Consider the following 18,986-nt stretch of genomic DNA (forward strand, 5'->3'; position numbering starts at 1 on the left):
GCTATAATGGAAAATAAAAAAGTAAAACAATATATGAGCGCACGACCTCTTTATTTGACAGCGGATATGTCATTATCAGCGGCATTAGATCAGTTTATTACTTCACAACATATTGGCGGTCCTGTTGTGAATGAGCAGCGAGAAGTGATTGGCTTTATTTCTGAGCAAGATTTAATTAAATCACTTATTGGTGTCAGTTATCATTGTCAAGATACTCATCTTGTCGGTGATGTTATGAGAAAAGATGTATTAACCGTGACTCCAGAAGATACGATTGTCGATTTGGCACAAATCATGACAGCTGATAAACCTAAAATTTACCCAGTAGTAGATGAAGGTAAATTAGTTGGTATTATTACCCGTCGTAATGTTCTTCAAGCTATCAGCGAATCTATTGGGCAATGTTTTAAGCACCCAGTGTAATTACGGTGTATATAACTAATTAAGTAAACCTATCTAAGTCCGAGAATAGTATTATTCTCGGATTTTTAGTATCTAGACTTCGGGATTTTTTCATTTTACTGAATCATCACGGGTTCAGGGTATCTGTAAATAAAAAGTTATCTGGGTCTTCTACGTTTCTTGTTGGAGTAGAACCCGGTAACCATAAGGGTTAGAATGTAGTGTTGATTTCAAAATGTCCTGCTTTTTATGAAAGATTTACGCATCTCACTAGGTATTAAAACTCTTGATATTGAATCGCAACTCATTGATTGAAAAGGTCTAATAGTAATTACTGTCACAAGTACGCAAACTCAAACTGACTGCCATAAATGTGAGCATTGCGATGATCACCCAACCACAACTGAAAAATATGACTGGTGCGCTAAAGGTGGGAAGGTGACGAAAGGATTGGAAGACTATTTGATGCGATGTGTCATTAATAGCACGGTAGGGGACGTATCCAAAAAAGAACGAATTGGCTATCGCGTATTAGTGAGTATCATGAAGTCGCGTATAGATAAATCTGTTGACTGGGAGCAGTATTCGAATATTCACACGATTGGCATTGATGAAATAAGTAACTGTAAAGGTCATCAAGATTTCATTGCGATTGTGAGCACCAAAAATAAGTACGGTGAAATGTGTCTGCACAGGTATGTATGATGGTTTTGTCTATCCAGAGATAGAAGTTTTCGGAAAACAAGCAGTTATCATTGATAGGTATCATGTAGCTAAGCTCTATAGAAAACCCCTGGACGCTTTCAGGAGCAAGGAAATGGTAAGGCTTAAGAAAGAGCTTACTGTGGCAGAATATAGTGAATTAGAAGGTATGGTATGGATCTTACGCAAGCAGCATGAATGTCTAACCGAAGCTGACAAAAACAAACTAGCATTGCTTTATCTGCAATCACCGATACTAAAAAAAACGCATAACTACGCGCTAAAACTGACACAAATCTTCAATATCCACTCTAATAGAAAATCTGCGCTCTCGAAGATTGACCGCTGGGTAGAAAGTGTGGAGCGTAGCGAGCTTACTTGCTTTAACCGCTTTATCAAGACTCTAAAAAATACAAAGGGTACATAGCTAATTATTTTAAGACGCGAAATACGAGTGGTTTTGTCGAAGGACTAAATAATAAAATTAAAGTAATAAAACGACGTTGCTATGGATTTTTTAAAACGGAGTCATTATTTCAGAGGTTGGTTCTGGGATTTGCAGGGGTATAAATGTTCGCATTTTGACCAACAAGAAACGTAGAAGATCCATATTTTTTAACGGCAGGTTTTTGCGTGGAGGTTAAAAGTTAACCACTCATGCGGTTGCCCACTTCATTATGTGCCCATCACTCTCACAGAGTATACGCATTAATTAGTGTTAATTTGATATAGATCTTGTTTTATTTTAAGTCAAAGATAATAAATAGTAATGGCATAACCACCGCTGAACTTATATTCCATAACATATGAGAAATAAAGACAGAAAGGCAAGCATAAATATTACCATATCTCATCCGTACATATTCGTATGTTAAAGCTAGAGCAAGTCCAGTTGCCAATACTATAATTGCGTTTATCGTAGAATTACCTAGGTGACACAAAGAAAATATAGTAGCTGAACCTACTATTGAGAATGTTGGGCTTCCTTTTGCGTGACGAAGGATCGCTTGTATAAAACATTGAAATATTAGAGTTTCAGTAAATGGAGCATCAATTAATAAAAAAAACAATACAGCAACAATTTTATCATCACTAGTGTCCAGAAGAACATTACCAAAATCCTTGAGAATGAAATAATCAAAAAAAAGAAAGATTAATGCCCATAGCAATGCTAACCCGTAAACACGAATAAAAAACTTTTTCCTATTTAATTCTAACGTCGAGTAAATTAAAAAATTCATCCGGTTAATCAAATTAAATCTCCATATTTAGTACTAACTAAATATACAATGCCTCATGAAAAATATATAACTTTAAGCTTATTTTAATAGTCCAAAAATTATGAAATCAACTATAAATCTACCTGATTACCACTTAAATTCAGCTTATTAGACTACACTTAAAGTGAAGCGAAAAATGAGGTGGTTATCATGGCTAAAAATAAAGTCCAATTTCAAAAAAGTATTTCAATACATGGGTTTATTTCACAGTTAGGTACTGAAGAACAATGCCGTAAACGACTGTTCGATATGCGATGGCCTGCTGGTTATCGATGTGATAATTGCGGTCATAATAAATACTGCGAACTTAAATCAAGGCAGCTTTTCCAATGTAACCTGTGCCACTACCAAGGCTCATTAACTTCTGGAACCTTGTTTTCCGCGTCAAAATTGCCATTAAACATATGGTTTTTAGCTATTTATCTCATCACTCAAGAGAAGAATGGCATTTCAGCATTAGAGCTTTCTCGACAGCTTGGGGTTTCTTATAACGCAGCATGGCGTATGAAGCATAAACTAATGCAAGCTATGAAGGAACGAGACGATGAAACACAATTGAATGGTTACATTCAACTAGATGATGTTTATTGGGGAGGCGTTCAACGTGGCACTCGTGGTAGAGGGGCAAAAGGAAAACGTCCTTTCGTAGCGGCGGTATCTATGAATGGCGAAGGACATCCAATAAGTATGCGATTTAGTGTTGTGACTGGCTTTAAAATCAAAGAACTAACAAGTTGGGCAAAAGCGCATTTAACGCCAAAATCACTGGTTATCTCTGATGGTTTAGCTTGCTTTAAAGGCGTTGAGAAAGCCGATGTGTTTCACCATGCTATTGTTACAGGTGGCGGAGCTGATTGCGTTAAATTACCCTACTTTCAGTGGGTCAACACCATGATTAGTAATGTAAAAAACTCAATGCATGGGACTTACCATGCAATAAACAAGAAACACCTTCCTCGTTATTTGGGAGAGTTTTGTTTTAAGTTCAATAGGCGCTTCAATCTTGAAAAGATGCTTGATCAGCTTATTTACTCAAGTATTCAAACTGCACCGATGCCAGAGCGATTGCTTAAGCTAGCTGAGTCTCGGTGGTAATCAGGTAAATCTATAAGTAACATATCAATAACAGCTATTTAATCCATATACTTCAGCATAAATATCAGTAAATTTTTATTGCTAATAATTAATCATATTCTATTCACGTCAAATGTGATATAGCACATTCATTTATTTCCTATATGAAAAATAAGATTTCAAATATAGAAATAAAGCTCGGGGCTTCTGCGTTTCTTGTTGGAGTAGAATCCAGTAACCATAAGAGTTAGAATGTAGTATTGATTTCAAAACGTCGAATAGTAATTACTGTCACAAGTACGCAAACTCAAACTGACTGCCATAAATGTGGAAAACCCGCGACAAAATGCTATGGGTACTCATCTCCAATTAAAATCAGGCATACCTCAATTTTTGATACTCAAGCCCTATTAAAAATCAGACCGGTTCATTATCAATGTGAGCATTGCGATGATCACCCAACCACAACTGAAAAATATGACTGGTGCGCTAAAGGTGGGAAGGTGACGAAAGGATTGGAGGACTATTTGATGCGATGTGTCATTAATAGCACGGTAGAGGACGTATCCAAAAAAGAACGAATTGGCTATCGCGTACTAGTGAGTATCATGAAGTCACGTATAGATAAATCTGTTGACTGGGAGCAGTATTCGAATATTCACACGATTGGCATTGATGAAATAAGTAACTGTAAAGGTCATCAATATTTCATTGCGATTGTGAGCACCAAAGATAAGTACGGCGCATTAACTGTGATTGCTGTCCTTGATTCGATACCTGAGCACTTAAGAAGAACGGTGAAATGTGTCTGCACAGATATACATGATGGTTTTGTCGAAGAACTAAGTAATAAAACGACGTTGCTATGTATTTTTAAAAACGGAGTCATTATTTCAGAGGTTGGTTCTGGATTTGCAGGGGTATAAAATGTTTATATTTCAGCTGTATTTTGCTTCTTAATATAATTAATTAACTATTTTATACCTCTTTAGGTAATGTTGCATCAAATGTACCTTACTCAAGGCAATAAGCTGTATTTGATAATTATTAATTATATAAACTCTTCTTGACCTTGGAGTTAACTCTAAGGTTTATAGTTAGTGTAGATAAACAAATTACCTAACAGAAAGGATACTCTCATGTGTACAGCTCATAAAGCGACACCTAACCAAGATCATAAGCATAATCCATCAAGCTCTTGCTGTGCTACACCAAAAATCACAGCAATCAAAGCAGAAACTGCAGTTTCAGATTGTTGCAGCAGTATTGATAAAGCAACAGATGCTGACTCATGTTGTGGCTCAGATCCTGGAGATTCAGACCCCTTAGTTGTTTCCTCTATAGCGTCAAACAACACTTCATTATCTCGCAGTTGGCTTATTGCCGAAATGGACTGTCCAAGCTGTGCTGCTAAGTTGAAAAAAGCCATACTCGCTATTCCAGATGTCATTGATGCTAACGTTATTTTTGCAACCGAAAAACTGACGGTAAGAGTGAAGAACGAAGCGGTATTTGAACAAATCATTACCGTGGCTAAGACAACAGGCTTTCCGTTATCTGATATAGGTGCAAAAAACACATCAGAGAGTGACATTAAGCCATTCTGGAAAAAGAATATATTATTATTAACTTTGGTTGCTTTTTTAGTTATTGCAACGGGTATTAATTTAGTAAATAAAGAGTTAGGCGCAATCGCCTTTACTGTTGCGGGTCTATTTGGATTAATTCCTATTGGACGCAAAGCGATTCGTTTAGCGATAAATGGATCGCCATTCTCAATCGAAACCTTAATGACAGTAGCTGCAATTGGTGCTGTGTATCTAGGTGAAACCGTTGAAGCTGCCATGGTTATCTTATTGTTTATGTTAGGTGAACAATTAGAAGGCTATGCGTCGGCAAAGGCGAGAAGTGGTGTAAAAGCGTTAATGGATTTAGTGCCTGATACTGCAATTCGTATTAAATCGGATGGCACTAAAGAAGAAGTACCAGCATCAGAATTAAATGTAGGAGATAAAGTTCAAGTTTCTCCAGGGGATCGTTTAGCCGCAGATGCTATTTTACTTTCTGAATTCGCCTCTTTTGATGAAAGTGCATTAACCGGTGAGTCAGTTCCTGTAGATAAAAAGGCTAACGATCCATTAATGGCAGGATCAATTGTGAATGATCGCGTGATTGAAATTCAAATTACCTCTGCACAAGGTGAAAATGCCATTGACCGTATTTTGCACTTAATTGAGGAAGCTGAATCACGTAAAGCACCGTTAGAACGTTTCCTTGATAAGTTCAGCCGTTGGTACACACCTGCGATGATGCTGCTTTCTTTATTAGTTATTATTATTCCGCCATTGATGTTTGGTCAGTCATGGGACACTTGGATTTACCGTGGTTTAGCGATGCTATTAATCGCTTGTCCTTGTGCGTTAGTGATATCAACACCAGCAGCGATTACTTCTGGTTTAGCAACTGCGGCAAAACGTGGAGCTTTGATTAAAGGGGGAGCTGCATTAGAAGAGCTTGGTCATATTCAAAACATCGCATTTGATAAGACGGGAACATTAACGCAAGGTAAACCGATACTTACTGATATTAGAGTGCTTGTTGAGACTGAAACTGAACACAGTATTTTATTGCAATCAGCCGCAGTAGAGATGGGCTCATCACACCCATTAGCAAGAGCTGTTGTAATCAAAGCGCAAGAACAAGGCCTTACTGTTATTGAAGCAGACGATCGTGAAACCGTTGTAGGTAAAGGGATAAAAGGGATTGTTGATGAAAAACAAATTGCTCTTTATGCACCTCAACAATTTGATGGAGAAGTTACTTCTGAAGCCGAGAGCCAAATCGCGTATCTAGAAGAGCAAGGAAAAACGGTTGTTTTAGTGCTAGTGAATGATCAAATTTCTGGTTTATTAGCGTGGAGAGATGAATTACGTCCTGATGCAAAAATTGCTGTACAAAAGCTAATAGCACTCGGTATTACACCCATCATGTTAACGGGTGATAACGAACGTGCTGCTAAAGCGATTGCGACAGAGCTAAACATAGATTACAAAGCAGGGCTATTACCTTCAGACAAAGTGAAATATGTTGAGAAATTAACGGCTAATGCAAAAACAGCAATGGTCGGTGATGGGATTAATGATGCGCCAGCAATGAAAACGGCCTCTATTGGTATCGCAATGGGAGGCGGAACGGACGTTGCTCTTGAGACCGCAGATGCCGCGTTGACTCATAACCGTTTAGAAGAGCTAGCACCAATGGTTGCCCTATCAAAAGCGACATTGAGTAATATTCGTCAGAACATTACATTAGCACTTGGTTTAAAAGCGGTATTCCTAGTGACCAGTTTATTGGGTATTACCGGTTTATGGGTAGCAGTTCTAGCAGATAGTGGGGCGACAGCACTTGTTACCTTGAATGCACTGCGTCTATTACGTTTTAAAGAAAAAGCACAGTAAATACAGTATTTAAATAATTAATTAACTTCAAAGCCAACTAAATATTGTTGGCTTTACTTTTTGAGCACAAAGTCATAAGTGATAAACAGTCTTTATCTAATCACACGAAATTAACCGTATTTAATAGCTTCGTTTTTGATTTTTCTAAAATAACTTAGATTTTATTCTTTTCATTATGGTCAGTTATTTTACTTAAATAGAGGATAACTGCTGAGTTTAAATATGTTTCTCTGTCTAAAATACCTGTTTAGAGAGATTTATTTACCTATGTTCTAATGAATTATAAGCCTAATTGTAATATAGTTCGCTCAGTGGGATTTATAATATATGAGTGAAAAATTTAAAAGGTACTGCATAATGAATAAGAAGTTCGTTCTAAGCGCGTTGATGGCTAGTTTTTTATTAACGGGTTGTGAAGTTGAAGAAGATACTGGGGATCTTGAAAAATATAGATTTGATTTTCAGAGCTTTAACTTATCGAATATAGAGAACCTGTCAAGTTTAGCTGATGACGATATTAATATTGGCTTGAAATATGAGAATAACAGTGAAGTATCTATTGCGAGTATTCATGAATATGGTTTAGATGAATCAGGTTACTTCCAGATTTCAGAAGAAGATATTAGATTACCTTATACTTTTACATTCTCATTAAAAAATGTAAATGATAATGAAATTTTGTCAAAAAGAGTGCTATCTATTGCGAATGATCAAATTTTATTTGCTATAGGTCCAGATGATACAGGTGATTATGACCTCGATGTTTTTGAAAAGCCTAAATTCTCGAGCTCAACATCAACATTAACAGTTATTAATTATCGAGATCTGAATGCAACTTATTCCACATCTGTTGAATTAGATGGTAAAGAGAAAATATCGTCATTGTCACCGAAGAAGCTGTCGGGGCAAATTACGGTTGATCATAATGAGGAATATAAGTTAGATATTTTACTTAAGGGCAATGTATTGAGCTCGTGTACTATTCCAAGTACGTCGAACAATGTGAATCGTGTTGTTATATTTAGTCCTGAAAACATAGAATCACTTAAAGATGGCAAAAATTGTTATATCTTCGATTTTGATAAATAACAAGTAAGCCAGCTTATTGTGAAGTAATATATCAATAGTAAAGTTTATAAATAAAAGAACACTAATACTATCTAGTGTTCTTTTTTTATACATGAATAGTCAAGACTTTATGGCTGATACCCAAAAAATTGATTGAAAATGAATCAGCTTACATATTTTATGTGATACCAATCGTTTTTCTGTGCAATATTGTAATTTTTCATCATTCCTTTCGAGATCCTAATCACACTAATTAATGAATCGATTGGGTAAAGTAACTTCATCGAATCAAATATAACTATTTAAATTAACGCGACCCTACAATCGCAAGGAGTTAACCATGACAGCAGCAGTATTCCATTTAGGCGTAACACAAGCAGATCTTCAAGGTGCAGAAATGGCGATCATCCCTGGTGATCCAGCACGTGTTCAGAAAATCGCAGAGCAAATGGAAAACCCTAAGTTTCTAGCAAGTCACCGAGAATACACAGTATACCTGGCTGAACTAGATGGTAAGAAAATTGTAGTATGTTCAACAGGTATTGGTGGTCCGTCTACTTCTATTGCAGTTGAAGAGCTAGCTCAACTTGGTGTTCGTACTTTCCTACGTGTTGGTACTACGGGTGCAATTCAACCGCATGTAAATGTTGGTGATATGATTGTAACAACAGGTTCTGTGCGTTTAGATGGCGCAAGTCTTCACTTTGCTCCAATGGAATTCCCAGCAGTTGCTGACTTTGATGTTGCAACAGCAATGCGTAAAGCAGTTGTTGATCAAGGTGCTAATGTACACACAGGTGTTACAGCATCAAGTGATACTTTCTACCCAGGTCAAGAGCGTTATGATACGTTCTCAGGTCGCGTAGTTAAGCGTTTCCAAGGTTCTATGCAAGAATGGCAAGATATGGGCGTACTTAACTTTGAAATGGAATCTGCGACGTTATTAACTATGTGTGCAAGCTCTGGTCTACGTGCGGGTTGTGTTGCGGGTGTAATTATCAACCGTACACAAAAAGAGACTCCAGATCACGCAACACTAAAAGAAACAGAAGCACGTTCAATTAAAGTTGTAATTGAAGCTGCTCGTAATCTTCTATAATAGAATAGTATAAACAGATATAAAAATGGCGCTGGTTCGTAATGAATCAGCGCCATTTTTGTTTAAATAAGTCTATAATACCAATTCCAGTAATTCTCTAGTCATTATTACTGGTTAAATCACATAATAGCTTCGTTAAAAATTATTTAAGTAGAATAACTACTTATCAGAATTTTTGCCTTGCTCTTAAGTGGTTTTCCTGCGTAATAAATAGACCATTTAATTAATGGCAATGGTATAAATAATGAACAATAAAAAGGCCAAATTAATGGCCTCTATCTCTTGTTAGATCAATTTCAGTATTTATCGATTATTGTAATTCGGGTGATGATTAATGACCACCAGCCGCTAAGAACCAATTTAAAAGATGCTTTTTAAGTTCACCTAACTCATCAGGACCAATAATCGCGAGCCCTAAATCTTGTGCTCGCATAATGTCATTATTACGTAAAGGGCGGAAGCTAACCAACATAGCTCGTGCTTGTAAACCACCGAGAAGATCACGTAATGACTCTAATTTATAAAGAGTATCATCGCCATCATCTCTCATACCTTTGGTCTTACATTCAATGATATGCAGCTTGTTGTTGACGATGCTGACCACATCAAGCTCGTTACGAACGTCTTTATCACCAATTTCGCGATGTACTTGAACATTCAATGAGTGATCTTGAAGCGTAGGTAAATATTGCTGAATATCAACAACGGTATTGTGAACCAGAATCTCTAACCATTCGCCGTTAGCTAAGCGTCGCGCTTCTTCGCAGTCAAAAGTTAAGGTGCCGTTTTCATAGGTAGCCAAACCAGTTTCAACTAAGTCAGTTAGCAGCATATTCAGTTCTTTGTAGCTTTGCTGTTTTTCAGTAACTTCAACATCTAAGCGTTGTTCTTTACGACATGTTGTTGCCAAGTAATTAAGTGTAGCAAGGCCCGGGCCTAACTCTAATGCGTTACTTGCCCAGCGCTGGCAGAGCTCACGTAATCGCTTATCAATATTTTCAGGTAGCTCTGTTTCGGAGAACTCACAACGAGCACCAAAAATGGCAAGGTAGTCACTTAGTTTAATATTATCTGCAACGTGTTTTTGCTTGCGACCATCTGGATATAACCAACACAATTTATCGCTGAACGGTTCGACAACAAAAATTGGCCAATGATATGAACGAAACACTTCATAGGCAGAAAGGAGGCGATGTCGAAGGCCGCAGCTTGCATTTAATTTGATATCACTAAAGTGAAGTTTCATTTCAGAAGCAAGTGCTTGTAAAGACTCTTTAATTAAATGCGTATCTACAATATTCGGGATTTCATAAAAATCTGAAGAAATACCTTTATATTTGAGGATCTTTTCCAAACGATGAAACATATCCTTTTGAGTGTCATCGCCAATAAAAATCATGTGCTCACCTTTTACGGAGAGATCAAGAAGGGGAGTGATAAGACGGACGGGGTCTTGATCTAATATGCCAACATGAGTGATCATGAAATAATCCTTGTAATGATAATTACACATAAGTGTTGCTCAAGGCATGTGTAACCAAATAATTATAATTTTAAGAGAATATTAATCCAATACCTACTTACAGAATTGGTATGGTTTTTCTATTCGATACTATTGTAATGAGGGGCTTAATGAGAAAAATCAACCCATTGTTAAATATTCTTATTTGGGCTTAATAAAAAAAGACGATAGAATGGAATCAAATGCCTTAAATACAGAAGAATTATGAGTTATTTACCTTTAGATGAATACAATCGCAAATGGATTTTTACTCATCAATCTATGCCAGTTGATGATGAAGTATTACCATTAATTAAGCCATTCACTCAGGCAAAGTCTGCTCAGGTTTGGAATGATTTTATCAGTGCGAATAGTCCAACGGCTGATCATTTTGGTTCAAAAGAATGGCCAATGAAAAAAAGTTCATGGAGTAATGAAATTGATTGGCAACATCGTTGGGATAGTGACAACGAATCATTACCAGAAGAAGTGTTAGAGTTCATTGATTGGGCTGATGAAGTCACCATCTACTTTTGTTATGAAAAATACAATGTAATTGAAACTTCTTGGGGAACATTTAAGAAGACGTGGAAAAACTTCTTATTTTATGATGATTTACCAATTTTAATAGGTAAGAAGAAATCACAAGCCTTATGGTTTAATTCTAAAGGTAAAGTGAAGTTAGGTTCAAGAAGTTAACTTTAGATAGATAAAATAACAAAAGGCTCATTGTCATTGACGATGAGCCTTTTTTGAATCATGAGTGGTAGTCTTTAAGAAGTGGCTCTTGAAATTACATACTCGGGAGCATGTATTTCGAGATAATGAGAAAAGCTATCCAGTTCTATTTTTAAATCTTCAGTGCTTGCTCTATTTAAATGGATGATAAAACGTTGAAACTCATTGATATCCAATATCTGTTTGTTGTACATAATCCATTCAATAACTAGCTCTTGAGGGGCAGGGATTAACTCACTGAACCTTTTGGCTGCATTGCGTAACTCTTGAGTGCCGAAGCGAGACCAACCAACAAAATAAAGTAACACCATAGTCGCTAAAATAACGATATGGATCATTAGAATTACCTTTAAATTGTGATGAATTCAGTATACCGAATTCATCATCTTTTTGAAGAGAATTTTTGTTAGTTTGCGTAGCTTTGACAAAAATGAGACAAAACGACTCATTTTTGTCATGTATCTACACTAATTTATTAAACGTAACCCTGCAGGTAAGGCGTCACCAAACAAGCGCTTAGAGTCTGCTTCTGTTAATGCTTGTTGGTTAGAGACGAGTTCAATCCAGCTTTGTGGTGATCGGCTCTTTTTCAGTTTATCAATGATACTCTCACGCAACTCGCCAGAAACATCTAAAGTTCTATCACCAGTAAGGCGTGCCATCATTACGGCGGCAAAACCGGCCATTGGTTGTATTTTCCAATCTTGCTCTAATAGTGTTGGTAACCATTGAGCCACTTGGGTTGCTGGTATCAAATTATGCTGACTTCCATAGAAAGGAGAACGAGAGCAAATACGACCTAAAGCCCACCAATGCACTTGAGGTTGATTTCCACTTTTAGCATGACCTAACACCCACGTTGAGATCAGAGTTTTGTCTTCGACATCTAAATGCTCTAAAGCGGCCGCTAAACGTACCATTGCTTCATAGCTTTTATTTGTCGCATCTTCTAGAGTCTTAGGGTTACGTAAAGAGCCTGGGTGTAAATACTTGGCAATATCAGCCAAAATAGTCTCTTGTTGCTCTTGGCTTAAACCACCAGAGATACGACGCCAGAATGTCCACCAATCATTCCAAGATTGCTTTGATTCAAATTGAATACCTTGTTGATAGGTTTCCCATGCTTGGCTAATTTTCCATTCGTCAGCAGGGTAGCCAAAACCAGGACGTAGTGCAAAACCAGTCATTTTTAACCAATTCTGTTCATGTTTTTCTGAACGACGGCGACGTTTTTTACTGTCTAATAATGCAGTAGCTAATTCACGAGAGGTAATTAAATCCCATGATTCACGTTTACCTATCAGTTTCTCTATGTTTTTAGAAAAAGCTTTAATGGCATTAGGATTTTGTTTACTGCCGCCATAAGCTTCTTTAATATTTTCTATCGCATTAGGAAGGCGAGGAGGTAAACTGATTTGGTCAGCTAAGTTCGTACTTTTATTCGATGCTTGGTTACGCACTTCAAATTCAACTAACCAACGCTGTGAATCGTCTTCAACGGAAACACATTCAATTTTAATTGTACCTACTTCGGTGAATTGACAAGCTAACGTGACTTCTACGCGATCTTTTTGGTTTGCATGTAACTCTTCTTTAGCTTTACTCGATTCAAGTGTAACGACATAAGGCGGTAAGCTAACAAAGCTTGGATCTGCTAATTCAGTGATCATACCTGAGGTAGCAAGTTGGTCTTTTGTCGTTGAGAGTAGGTTGAATCGAACTGGTTCGCCTAATGTTAAAGAAAAACGACGGCTTGTCATGCGGATCTCTTCACCTTCGTCACTGCCTTTTGCTAATAAACATAGACCTTGCGGCTGTTTATTTTTTTCTTCTAATTGTAGATAGAATGAACGAGCAGAGCCTCCACCAATTTTAAGCTGTGCACCATGACGAGCTTTACCATAAGCGACAGCACCGTAAGCAACCGCTAAATCAGGATGAGGGTTTGATAGTAAGGTTACGGTGTCACCTTTCCAGCAATTCATTAACTTAAGTGAGCGATCAGCCAGAAGCGGGCTATTAAATACCCCGCCATTTAATAATAAGCCAACAGGTATCGCACGATCATTATGATCCGCAAGATCAAGTTGATCCCAACCTAATGCTTTGGTAGAAACTTCTTTATGATTGTCTAAAAATTGAGCTAAGTGCTTGCTGATAGCAGGATCAGAAGCATAAGGAAGACCAAATTCAACGACGGCGGTTTGACGTTGATTAGGACGCTCATCAAAATCGGTTAGAGGTAAAAAACCTTCTAATGCAATTTCATGTACTTCTTGTTTGGTTAATTCAACTTTACGACTGCTACCGAGTAATTTAGAACCAGAACCAAGTAATGTAATATGACCAGAGTCAGGTGAATTAGCAGATAATAAACGCTCTTTGGTTTTACGAGTTTGTTGAATTAGCTTAGTTAATGCAGCAGCGGTCATTTTTTTTCCGCTATTTAAGCGTTGTTCTGCTAAATGTGCTAACGCTAAATCAATGTTGTCACCACCAAGCATTAAGTGATCACCTACACCGATACGATCAAGTGATAATTCATCTTTATCAAAACGTGCTTGGATTAAACTTAGATCGGTAGTACCACCGCCAACATCGCACACCACCATTAGTGGTACGTTTTTGAGAATGTCTTTTGCTGTATCTTGATGATGGTGATACCAGTCGTAACAAACCGCTTGTGGCTCTTCTAATAGAATAATTTTATCAAGACCAGCCAGTTTTGCTGCTTGAATAGTAAATGAGCGAGCACTTTCATCAAATGAAGCAGGAACCGTAACAACGACCTCTTGCAGTTCCATTGGAGCATCTGGATGGTGGTAATTCCAAGACTGACGAACGTGGTTCAAATAACTTGCACTAGCAACAATAGGGGAGACTTTTTCAACATCTTCTGCTCCAGCCCAAGGTAGAATATCTGAAGTGCGGTCGACTTTAGTGTGAGATAACCAGCTCTTAGCACTGACGACTTGACGGCCTTCGACTTTTGAGCCTAATTCACGCGCCCATTCGCCAATGATTGCATTCTTTATCTCGCCATCAATCGCTTTTACATTCCAAGGTAGAGTTAAATCGTTATCGCTGATCTGGCTTTGAGACGCATGGTAGCGAAACGAAGGGAGTAGAGGTTTACGAGCGACTTCACCCGGCCCAATTAATTGGTCAATATTGAAGATCTCAATTGGGCTAGTTTCAATACCAAGAGAGACATCAGTATAAGCCACAACAGTGTGAGTAGTACCGAGATCGATACCAATTAAATAACGATTAGAATAACTCATAAAAACTCCAATGAAGCTGCAATAAAAAAGAAGGCGGCAGCGATAAAATGTAGGGGCATATAATAAAAGAGTTCAGCCCCTATAACGGTGACTGAACTCTTAAAGAAGCATATTAATGAAGATTAATAACTAAATTATGCTTCACGAACATCGAACTCTACATGCCATTTCTCACCGCTATCGGCAGCAATGGCTTCAAGATAAAGAGTACCAAGTTCAGTCACTTTAGAGGCTAAACGAACAGGAACTACTTCACCTGCAGAGCGACCGTCAGTAACAGGAAGCGTCACTTGAATTGCAGGAAGTTCTTCTAGCTCTTCTGGCATCCAGAAATCAAGGTGTGTACCCGCTTGATCATCACGACGAGTGGTAGAACCGTAGAACTTAAATTGTACAGGTTGGCCAATCACCAAACCAAATTGTTGACTAGGTACATCAGCATGAGAGCCTTCTTCCATACCAAATGGAGCAACACATAATGCTTCCATTGGTGGTTCCATTCCTGGAATCGCAGGCATAGAGCTTTCGATACCTACATAATAGCTTGATGCGATACCACCGCGGATACGAACGCCTTTACCTGTGCGAACAGAACCGTAGTAAGACGCGCCAGAAGCAACGGCTAGGTCAAGGTCTAACCCTTCAAGTAGTTTTGCATCTTCCGCTTCTGCATCAATTAACCAGTCATTAATAATACCTAGCAAACGCTCAGAAAGAAGATTTGATTTTAGAACACCACCGTTTAAAAGAATCGCAGTAGGTTTAATAAAATCAGATTCGTTTTGTTGGCCAAATACTTCGTCAGTCGCCGCTTGTTGACGAGTTAAGAAACTAGCTAGATGACGAGTTACCGCTGCATCTTGTGCATAAGGTAGACCCATTTGAGTCAGTGCGCCACGTGCAGATTGAACTGGATGCTCAGTAACAGGAACAACAGGGAAGAAACCTTCTACCAATGTTTGCTGAACTTCTTCTTGAGTTAATTCAGTTTGTAGTGTGCCACCTAACAATTTAGACCCACGGCTAGGAACCACAATAGGAACTGAGCGTAATTCAGAATCGTTTAGAAGGGCTTCTTTTGCATCACGACAAGCATGAGTCATCACCTGGATTTGCCAAGGTTGAAGTTGCTTACCTTCTTGCGCTAGCTTCATCTTTAAACGATAAGCCAGAGCCAAATCCATGTTGTCGCCGCCAAGAAGAATATGGTCACCTACCGCAACACGGTTTAGGCTCAAGTTTCCTTCTTCTTCAGTCACTGCAACTAATGATAAATCGGTAGTACCGCCACCAATATCAACCACTAAAATCACATCACCAACAGAAACTTGGTCACGCCATGAATCGCCGTTATTTTTAATCCAGCTATATACAGCAGCTTGTGGCTCTTCTAGTAACGTAAGGTTAAGGAAACCAAGATTATTTGCAGCTTCTGCTGTTAAGTCACGTGCCGCTGGATCAAATGATGCTGGTACCGTAATTGTAATGTCTTGTTCATTTAGAGGATGCTCAGGGTTTTGAGAATCCCATGCATTCTGAAGGTGTTCTAAATAACGTTTAGTCACTTCAAGAGGTGACGCTTTAATCACTTCTTCAGGACTATTTAATGGTAAAAATGCTTCTCGACGATTTACACCACCATGACATAACCAGCTTTTTGCACTTGCGATTAAACGAATAGGGGTTTTACTGCCAAGGTTACGAGCAATGTTACCCACAATCGCGTTTGGTTTTGTTGTCCAAGGAAGTGTGGTATCACCTTCTAATAGCTCCGCTTCATGTGCTTGATACATAAATGAAGGCAGCTGTGATTTTTCTTCAACTTGACCAGGAGCAGTTAGTTGAGGAATTGACATAACTTGAACACTTGCGTCTTCATTATGTAAATCAACATAAGAAAGCACACAGTGAGTTGTACCTAAATCGATACCAATGCTGAATTTAGCTTGTTCCATTACAGTTCTACCTCTGCTGGGGCAACGATTGTTGCGTCATAGCCATCTACTAACTTAGGAAGTTTAATTTCTGTCACTTTCCAACCACGATGGATTAGTGTGCCGTTAAATGGTGCTTCACCAATAACATTACCAGTTAAGCGAATTTCTGACGGATTAAAACCTGCAGGGATTGATAAACGAGATTCTTCTTCTTCAGTACGAACTGGTGCAAGTGTGAAGTATTCAGATAATACTTTTTGACCACCTTCATGAATAACACGAGCAGCTGCGCCCACTTCAGCATCAGCAAAGCCTTTAAGATCTTCTTGCATAAAGTCGATAAAACGAGCTTCGTTTTTGTAGAAGAGAAAGTAACTGGAGAGCAGATTCAGGAGTAGAGGCTTTTACTTTTGGCTCTACCTCAATAATTTTTTCGATGATCTTTTCTACTTCAACCACTTTTTCGATTTCTACAATCTTCTCAACTGGTTTTTCAACGATTTTTTCTTTTTCAATTTCAACAATCTTTTCTACTTCAACCGTTTTTCCTTTTTTCATCGCAAAAAGCAATACGAATAAAGCAGAAGTACCGAATAGGACGATGTGACCTAAATCGAAGGTAGAAGGAATAGCATTTACGTCAAAATTCATAATTCATTCTCTATATTTTTGGGTGCAATGCACCAAACGTTTTTAACTAAATTGTGGTGAATTGTAGCATATTCAAGGGATAAGAGATAAAAAGAAGGCTAGAGAACCAAGATAACAGATACCGTTTGGCGCTATTTTGAACAAAATTAAATCAAATCAAGAAAATTTTACATTTATTATGGATTTGGTTTCGTTAACTTTTAATAACGATTAGAATTAAGACATATTAACTGCTTGAGGAAATAAGGTGTTTAAAAATAGTTATTTCCATGTGATTACAAGTTTTCTCTTGGCTCTTTTTTTAAGTTTGCTGTCGATGAGGTTTGTCTATCAATCTAATTTAGATAACAATCGCCATAATTTTTATAATGAAGTTGAACGACAATCAGTTTTACTTTCTCTATTAATAGAAAAAGATATCGATTTTATTGGTGCAGGAGCTAATTTTTATCAAGCAGGCTCAAAACAAGATTGGCAACAATTTCCTTTATTTGCTAATTCACTTATCTCAAGTTCGAAAAGTCTTATCTCATTACAATGGATGCAGAAAGTAGAAAAGCAAGATATTGAGCAATACGTAAAAAATGTTAAGACAATATTCCCTTCATTTTCTCTCTATACAGTCCCTAAAAATCAGCCTAAAACGTATGGTTATGTTATGAAGAATAATATGCCAATTTATGTTGCGACAGATATTTACCCAAGAGATAAGTTAAATATTCCATTACTTGGGTTCTATTCATCTCGTGAACGCTTTCAACTTGTCCTTGATGAATTTATGCAAACAGGTCGACCAAGCGTGTCTGATAAGATACGTTTACTACAAGACAGTTTAGAATCGAATGCTCCTAAAACAGGGATGTTAGTTTACCATCCAGTATTTTCTGCAGATAAAAAAAGTTTAAAAGGGGTAATGGTAGGTGTACTCCGTATTAATAGTTATTTTGAAAAATTAGTATCATCAACCTCATTAGGTGAATCTCTTGTGATCCGAATTGTTGATACCGGATTTGATGCTGAAGATGATCCTATTATGTATGAAAGTAAACGATGGGATGATTTTTCAGGGTTAACCTATATTAGCCGTATTAATATTGAAAATCGAATTTGGAAAATTGAATATAAAACCAATAATCAACTGGCAAAAAATCAGAGAGTAACGCTAGCTTGGATGTTTATAGGAGCATTAGCGATCTCAACATTAATTGCGTTATTGATCTTTATGGTAATGAGAGATAAAGGACAAATTGAAGAACAGTTAGCGATTAGGACTAAAGAATTACACTATTTGGCTATGCATGACGACTTAACTGGACTATTAAATCGCCGATCAGTAACGGACATATTTAATCAATACATAGAAAATAAAAAACCTTTTGGATTGATTTGTTTTGATGTCGATAATTTCAAACAGATTAATGATACGTATGGTCATCCTGAAGGCGATCAGGTTTTAAAGCATATTACGGCGATTACAATTCAGTTACTTGGAAGTGCATCTTCTATTGCTCGATTAGGTGGTGATGAATTTTCAATATTGCTCGAAGTAAAAAACAGAGAAGAGCTTAAACAAGTGGCAGAAGATGTTCACTTAGCGATAGCTCAATCACCAACGCTTCATTATGACATTGAGATAAAGCAAACGGTTAGTTTAGGTGCTGCTCTTTGGCGAGGAGAAAGTCGAGAGGACTTGATTAAGGCTTCTGATCAAGCATTGTATGAAAGTAAAATGAAAGGCAGAAACCAAGTTACTATATGTGAGTGATTTTTCAGCAAACAATTAGCGATAGTA

At 37.5% G+C, this 18,986-nt stretch carries 14 protein-coding genes and 2 pseudogenes; 10 read left to right on the top strand and 6 right to left on the bottom strand.

The genetic code is table 11. The features are described 5' to 3' along the window. The first annotated feature begins 6 nt into the window (after nt 1–6). The 3 genes and pseudogenes from ACU5DF_RS10285 (at nt 7) to ACU5DF_RS10295 (ending at nt 1,674) form a co-directional block, all read left to right on the top strand. On the top strand, nt 7–423 hold the full coding sequence (locus ACU5DF_RS10285) for a CBS domain-containing protein (protein WP_045102298.1): 417 nt from the start codon (nt 7–9) through the stop codon (nt 421–423). Nucleotides 424–840: 417 nt separating this feature from the next. After that, nucleotides 841–1,107: a hypothetical protein gene (locus ACU5DF_RS10290; protein ID WP_446712775.1), complete on the top strand. Its 267-nt coding sequence runs from the start codon at nt 841–843 to the stop codon at nt 1,105–1,107. Further along, nucleotides 1,100–1,674: pseudogene (locus ACU5DF_RS10295) on the top strand (ISL3 family transposase). The gene ACU5DF_RS10290 and the pseudogene ACU5DF_RS10295 overlap by 8 nt, the downstream one beginning before the upstream one ends. A gap of 170 nt (nt 1,675–1,844) precedes the next feature. Here the strand turns inward: ACU5DF_RS10295 and ACU5DF_RS10300 are convergent. After that, nucleotides 1,845–2,345 carry a CPBP family intramembrane glutamic endopeptidase gene (locus ACU5DF_RS10300; RefSeq protein ID WP_446712776.1) on the bottom strand — a complete coding sequence of 167 codons (501 nt, stop codon included), beginning with the start codon at nt 2,343–2,345 and terminating at the stop codon, nt 1,845–1,847. Nucleotides 2,346–2,534: 189 nt separating this feature from the next. Between ACU5DF_RS10300 and ACU5DF_RS10305 the strand changes: the two genes are divergently transcribed. The 5 genes from ACU5DF_RS10305 to udp all read left to right on the top strand — a co-directional run bounded on the left by ACU5DF_RS10305 (nt 2,535) and on the right by udp (nt 9,083). Next, nucleotides 2,535–3,479, top strand: coding sequence for an IS1595-like element ISAwo1 family transposase (locus ACU5DF_RS10305; protein WP_446712777.1), 945 nt, complete (start codon nt 2,535–2,537; stop codon nt 3,477–3,479). A 482-nt stretch (nt 3,480–3,961) separates the two neighbouring features. Then, the gene (locus ACU5DF_RS10310) at nt 3,962–4,384 is read left to right on the top strand and encodes a hypothetical protein (protein ID WP_446712778.1); all 423 of its coding nucleotides are present in this window, start codon (nt 3,962–3,964) and stop codon (nt 4,382–4,384) included. Nucleotides 4,385–4,597: 213 nt separating this feature from the next. After that, nucleotides 4,598–6,916 (top strand): zinc/cadmium/mercury/lead-transporting ATPase, encoded by a 2,319-nt coding sequence (locus tag ACU5DF_RS10315; protein WP_446712779.1) that lies wholly within the window; start codon nt 4,598–4,600, stop codon nt 6,914–6,916. Nucleotides 6,917–7,273: 357 nt separating this feature from the next. After that, on the top strand, nt 7,274–8,005 hold the full coding sequence (locus tag ACU5DF_RS10320; protein WP_446712780.1) for a hypothetical protein: 732 nt from the start codon (nt 7,274–7,276) through the stop codon (nt 8,003–8,005). Between the two features lie 319 nt (nt 8,006–8,324). Next, the gene (udp, locus tag ACU5DF_RS10325; RefSeq protein WP_045102293.1) at nt 8,325–9,083 is read left to right on the top strand and encodes a uridine phosphorylase; all 759 of its coding nucleotides are present in this window, start codon (nt 8,325–8,327) and stop codon (nt 9,081–9,083) included. A gap of 331 nt (nt 9,084–9,414) precedes the next feature. Here udp and ACU5DF_RS10330 read toward each other — a convergent pair whose 3' ends face one another. Beyond that, nucleotides 9,415–10,566 (bottom strand): DUF1887 family protein, encoded by a 1,152-nt coding sequence (locus ACU5DF_RS10330; RefSeq protein ID WP_045102292.1) that lies wholly within the window; start codon nt 10,564–10,566, stop codon nt 9,415–9,417. 243 nt (nt 10,567–10,809) lie between these two features. On the opposite strand from ACU5DF_RS10330, the gene ACU5DF_RS10335 reads away from it, so the two are divergent. After that, the gene (locus ACU5DF_RS10335) at nt 10,810–11,283 is read left to right on the top strand and encodes a DUF2947 domain-containing protein (RefSeq protein WP_045102291.1); all 474 of its coding nucleotides are present in this window, start codon (nt 10,810–10,812) and stop codon (nt 11,281–11,283) included. Between the two features lie 74 nt (nt 11,284–11,357). Here ACU5DF_RS10335 and ACU5DF_RS10340 read toward each other — a convergent pair whose 3' ends face one another. The 4 genes and pseudogenes from ACU5DF_RS10340 to ACU5DF_RS10355 form a co-directional block, all read right to left on the bottom strand. Beyond that, nucleotides 11,358–11,660 (bottom strand): hypothetical protein, encoded by a 303-nt coding sequence (locus ACU5DF_RS10340; protein ID WP_045102290.1) that lies wholly within the window; start codon nt 11,658–11,660, stop codon nt 11,358–11,360. Nucleotides 11,661–11,789: 129 nt separating this feature from the next. Continuing rightward, a complete protein-coding gene (locus ACU5DF_RS10345) occupies nt 11,790–14,606 on the bottom strand; it encodes an Hsp70 family protein (RefSeq protein WP_446712781.1) in 2,817 nt (938 codons plus the stop codon). 134 nt (nt 14,607–14,740) lie between these two features. Continuing rightward, nucleotides 14,741–16,561, bottom strand: coding sequence for an Hsp70 family protein (locus ACU5DF_RS10350; RefSeq protein WP_446712782.1), 1,821 nt, complete (start codon nt 16,559–16,561; stop codon nt 14,741–14,743). Then, nucleotides 16,561–17,194 (bottom strand): annotated as a pseudogene (locus tag ACU5DF_RS10355) (DUF2760 domain-containing protein). The gene ACU5DF_RS10350 and the pseudogene ACU5DF_RS10355 overlap by 1 nt, the downstream one beginning before the upstream one ends. Nucleotides 17,195–17,441: 247 nt before the next feature. Here ACU5DF_RS10355 and ACU5DF_RS10360 point away from each other — a divergent pair. Continuing rightward, nucleotides 17,442–18,959, top strand: coding sequence for a sensor domain-containing diguanylate cyclase (locus tag ACU5DF_RS10360; protein WP_446712783.1), 1,518 nt, complete (start codon nt 17,442–17,444; stop codon nt 18,957–18,959). Nucleotides 18,960–18,986: the final 27 nt, after the last annotated feature.

Source organism: Aliivibrio wodanis (genome assembly GCF_052920805.1).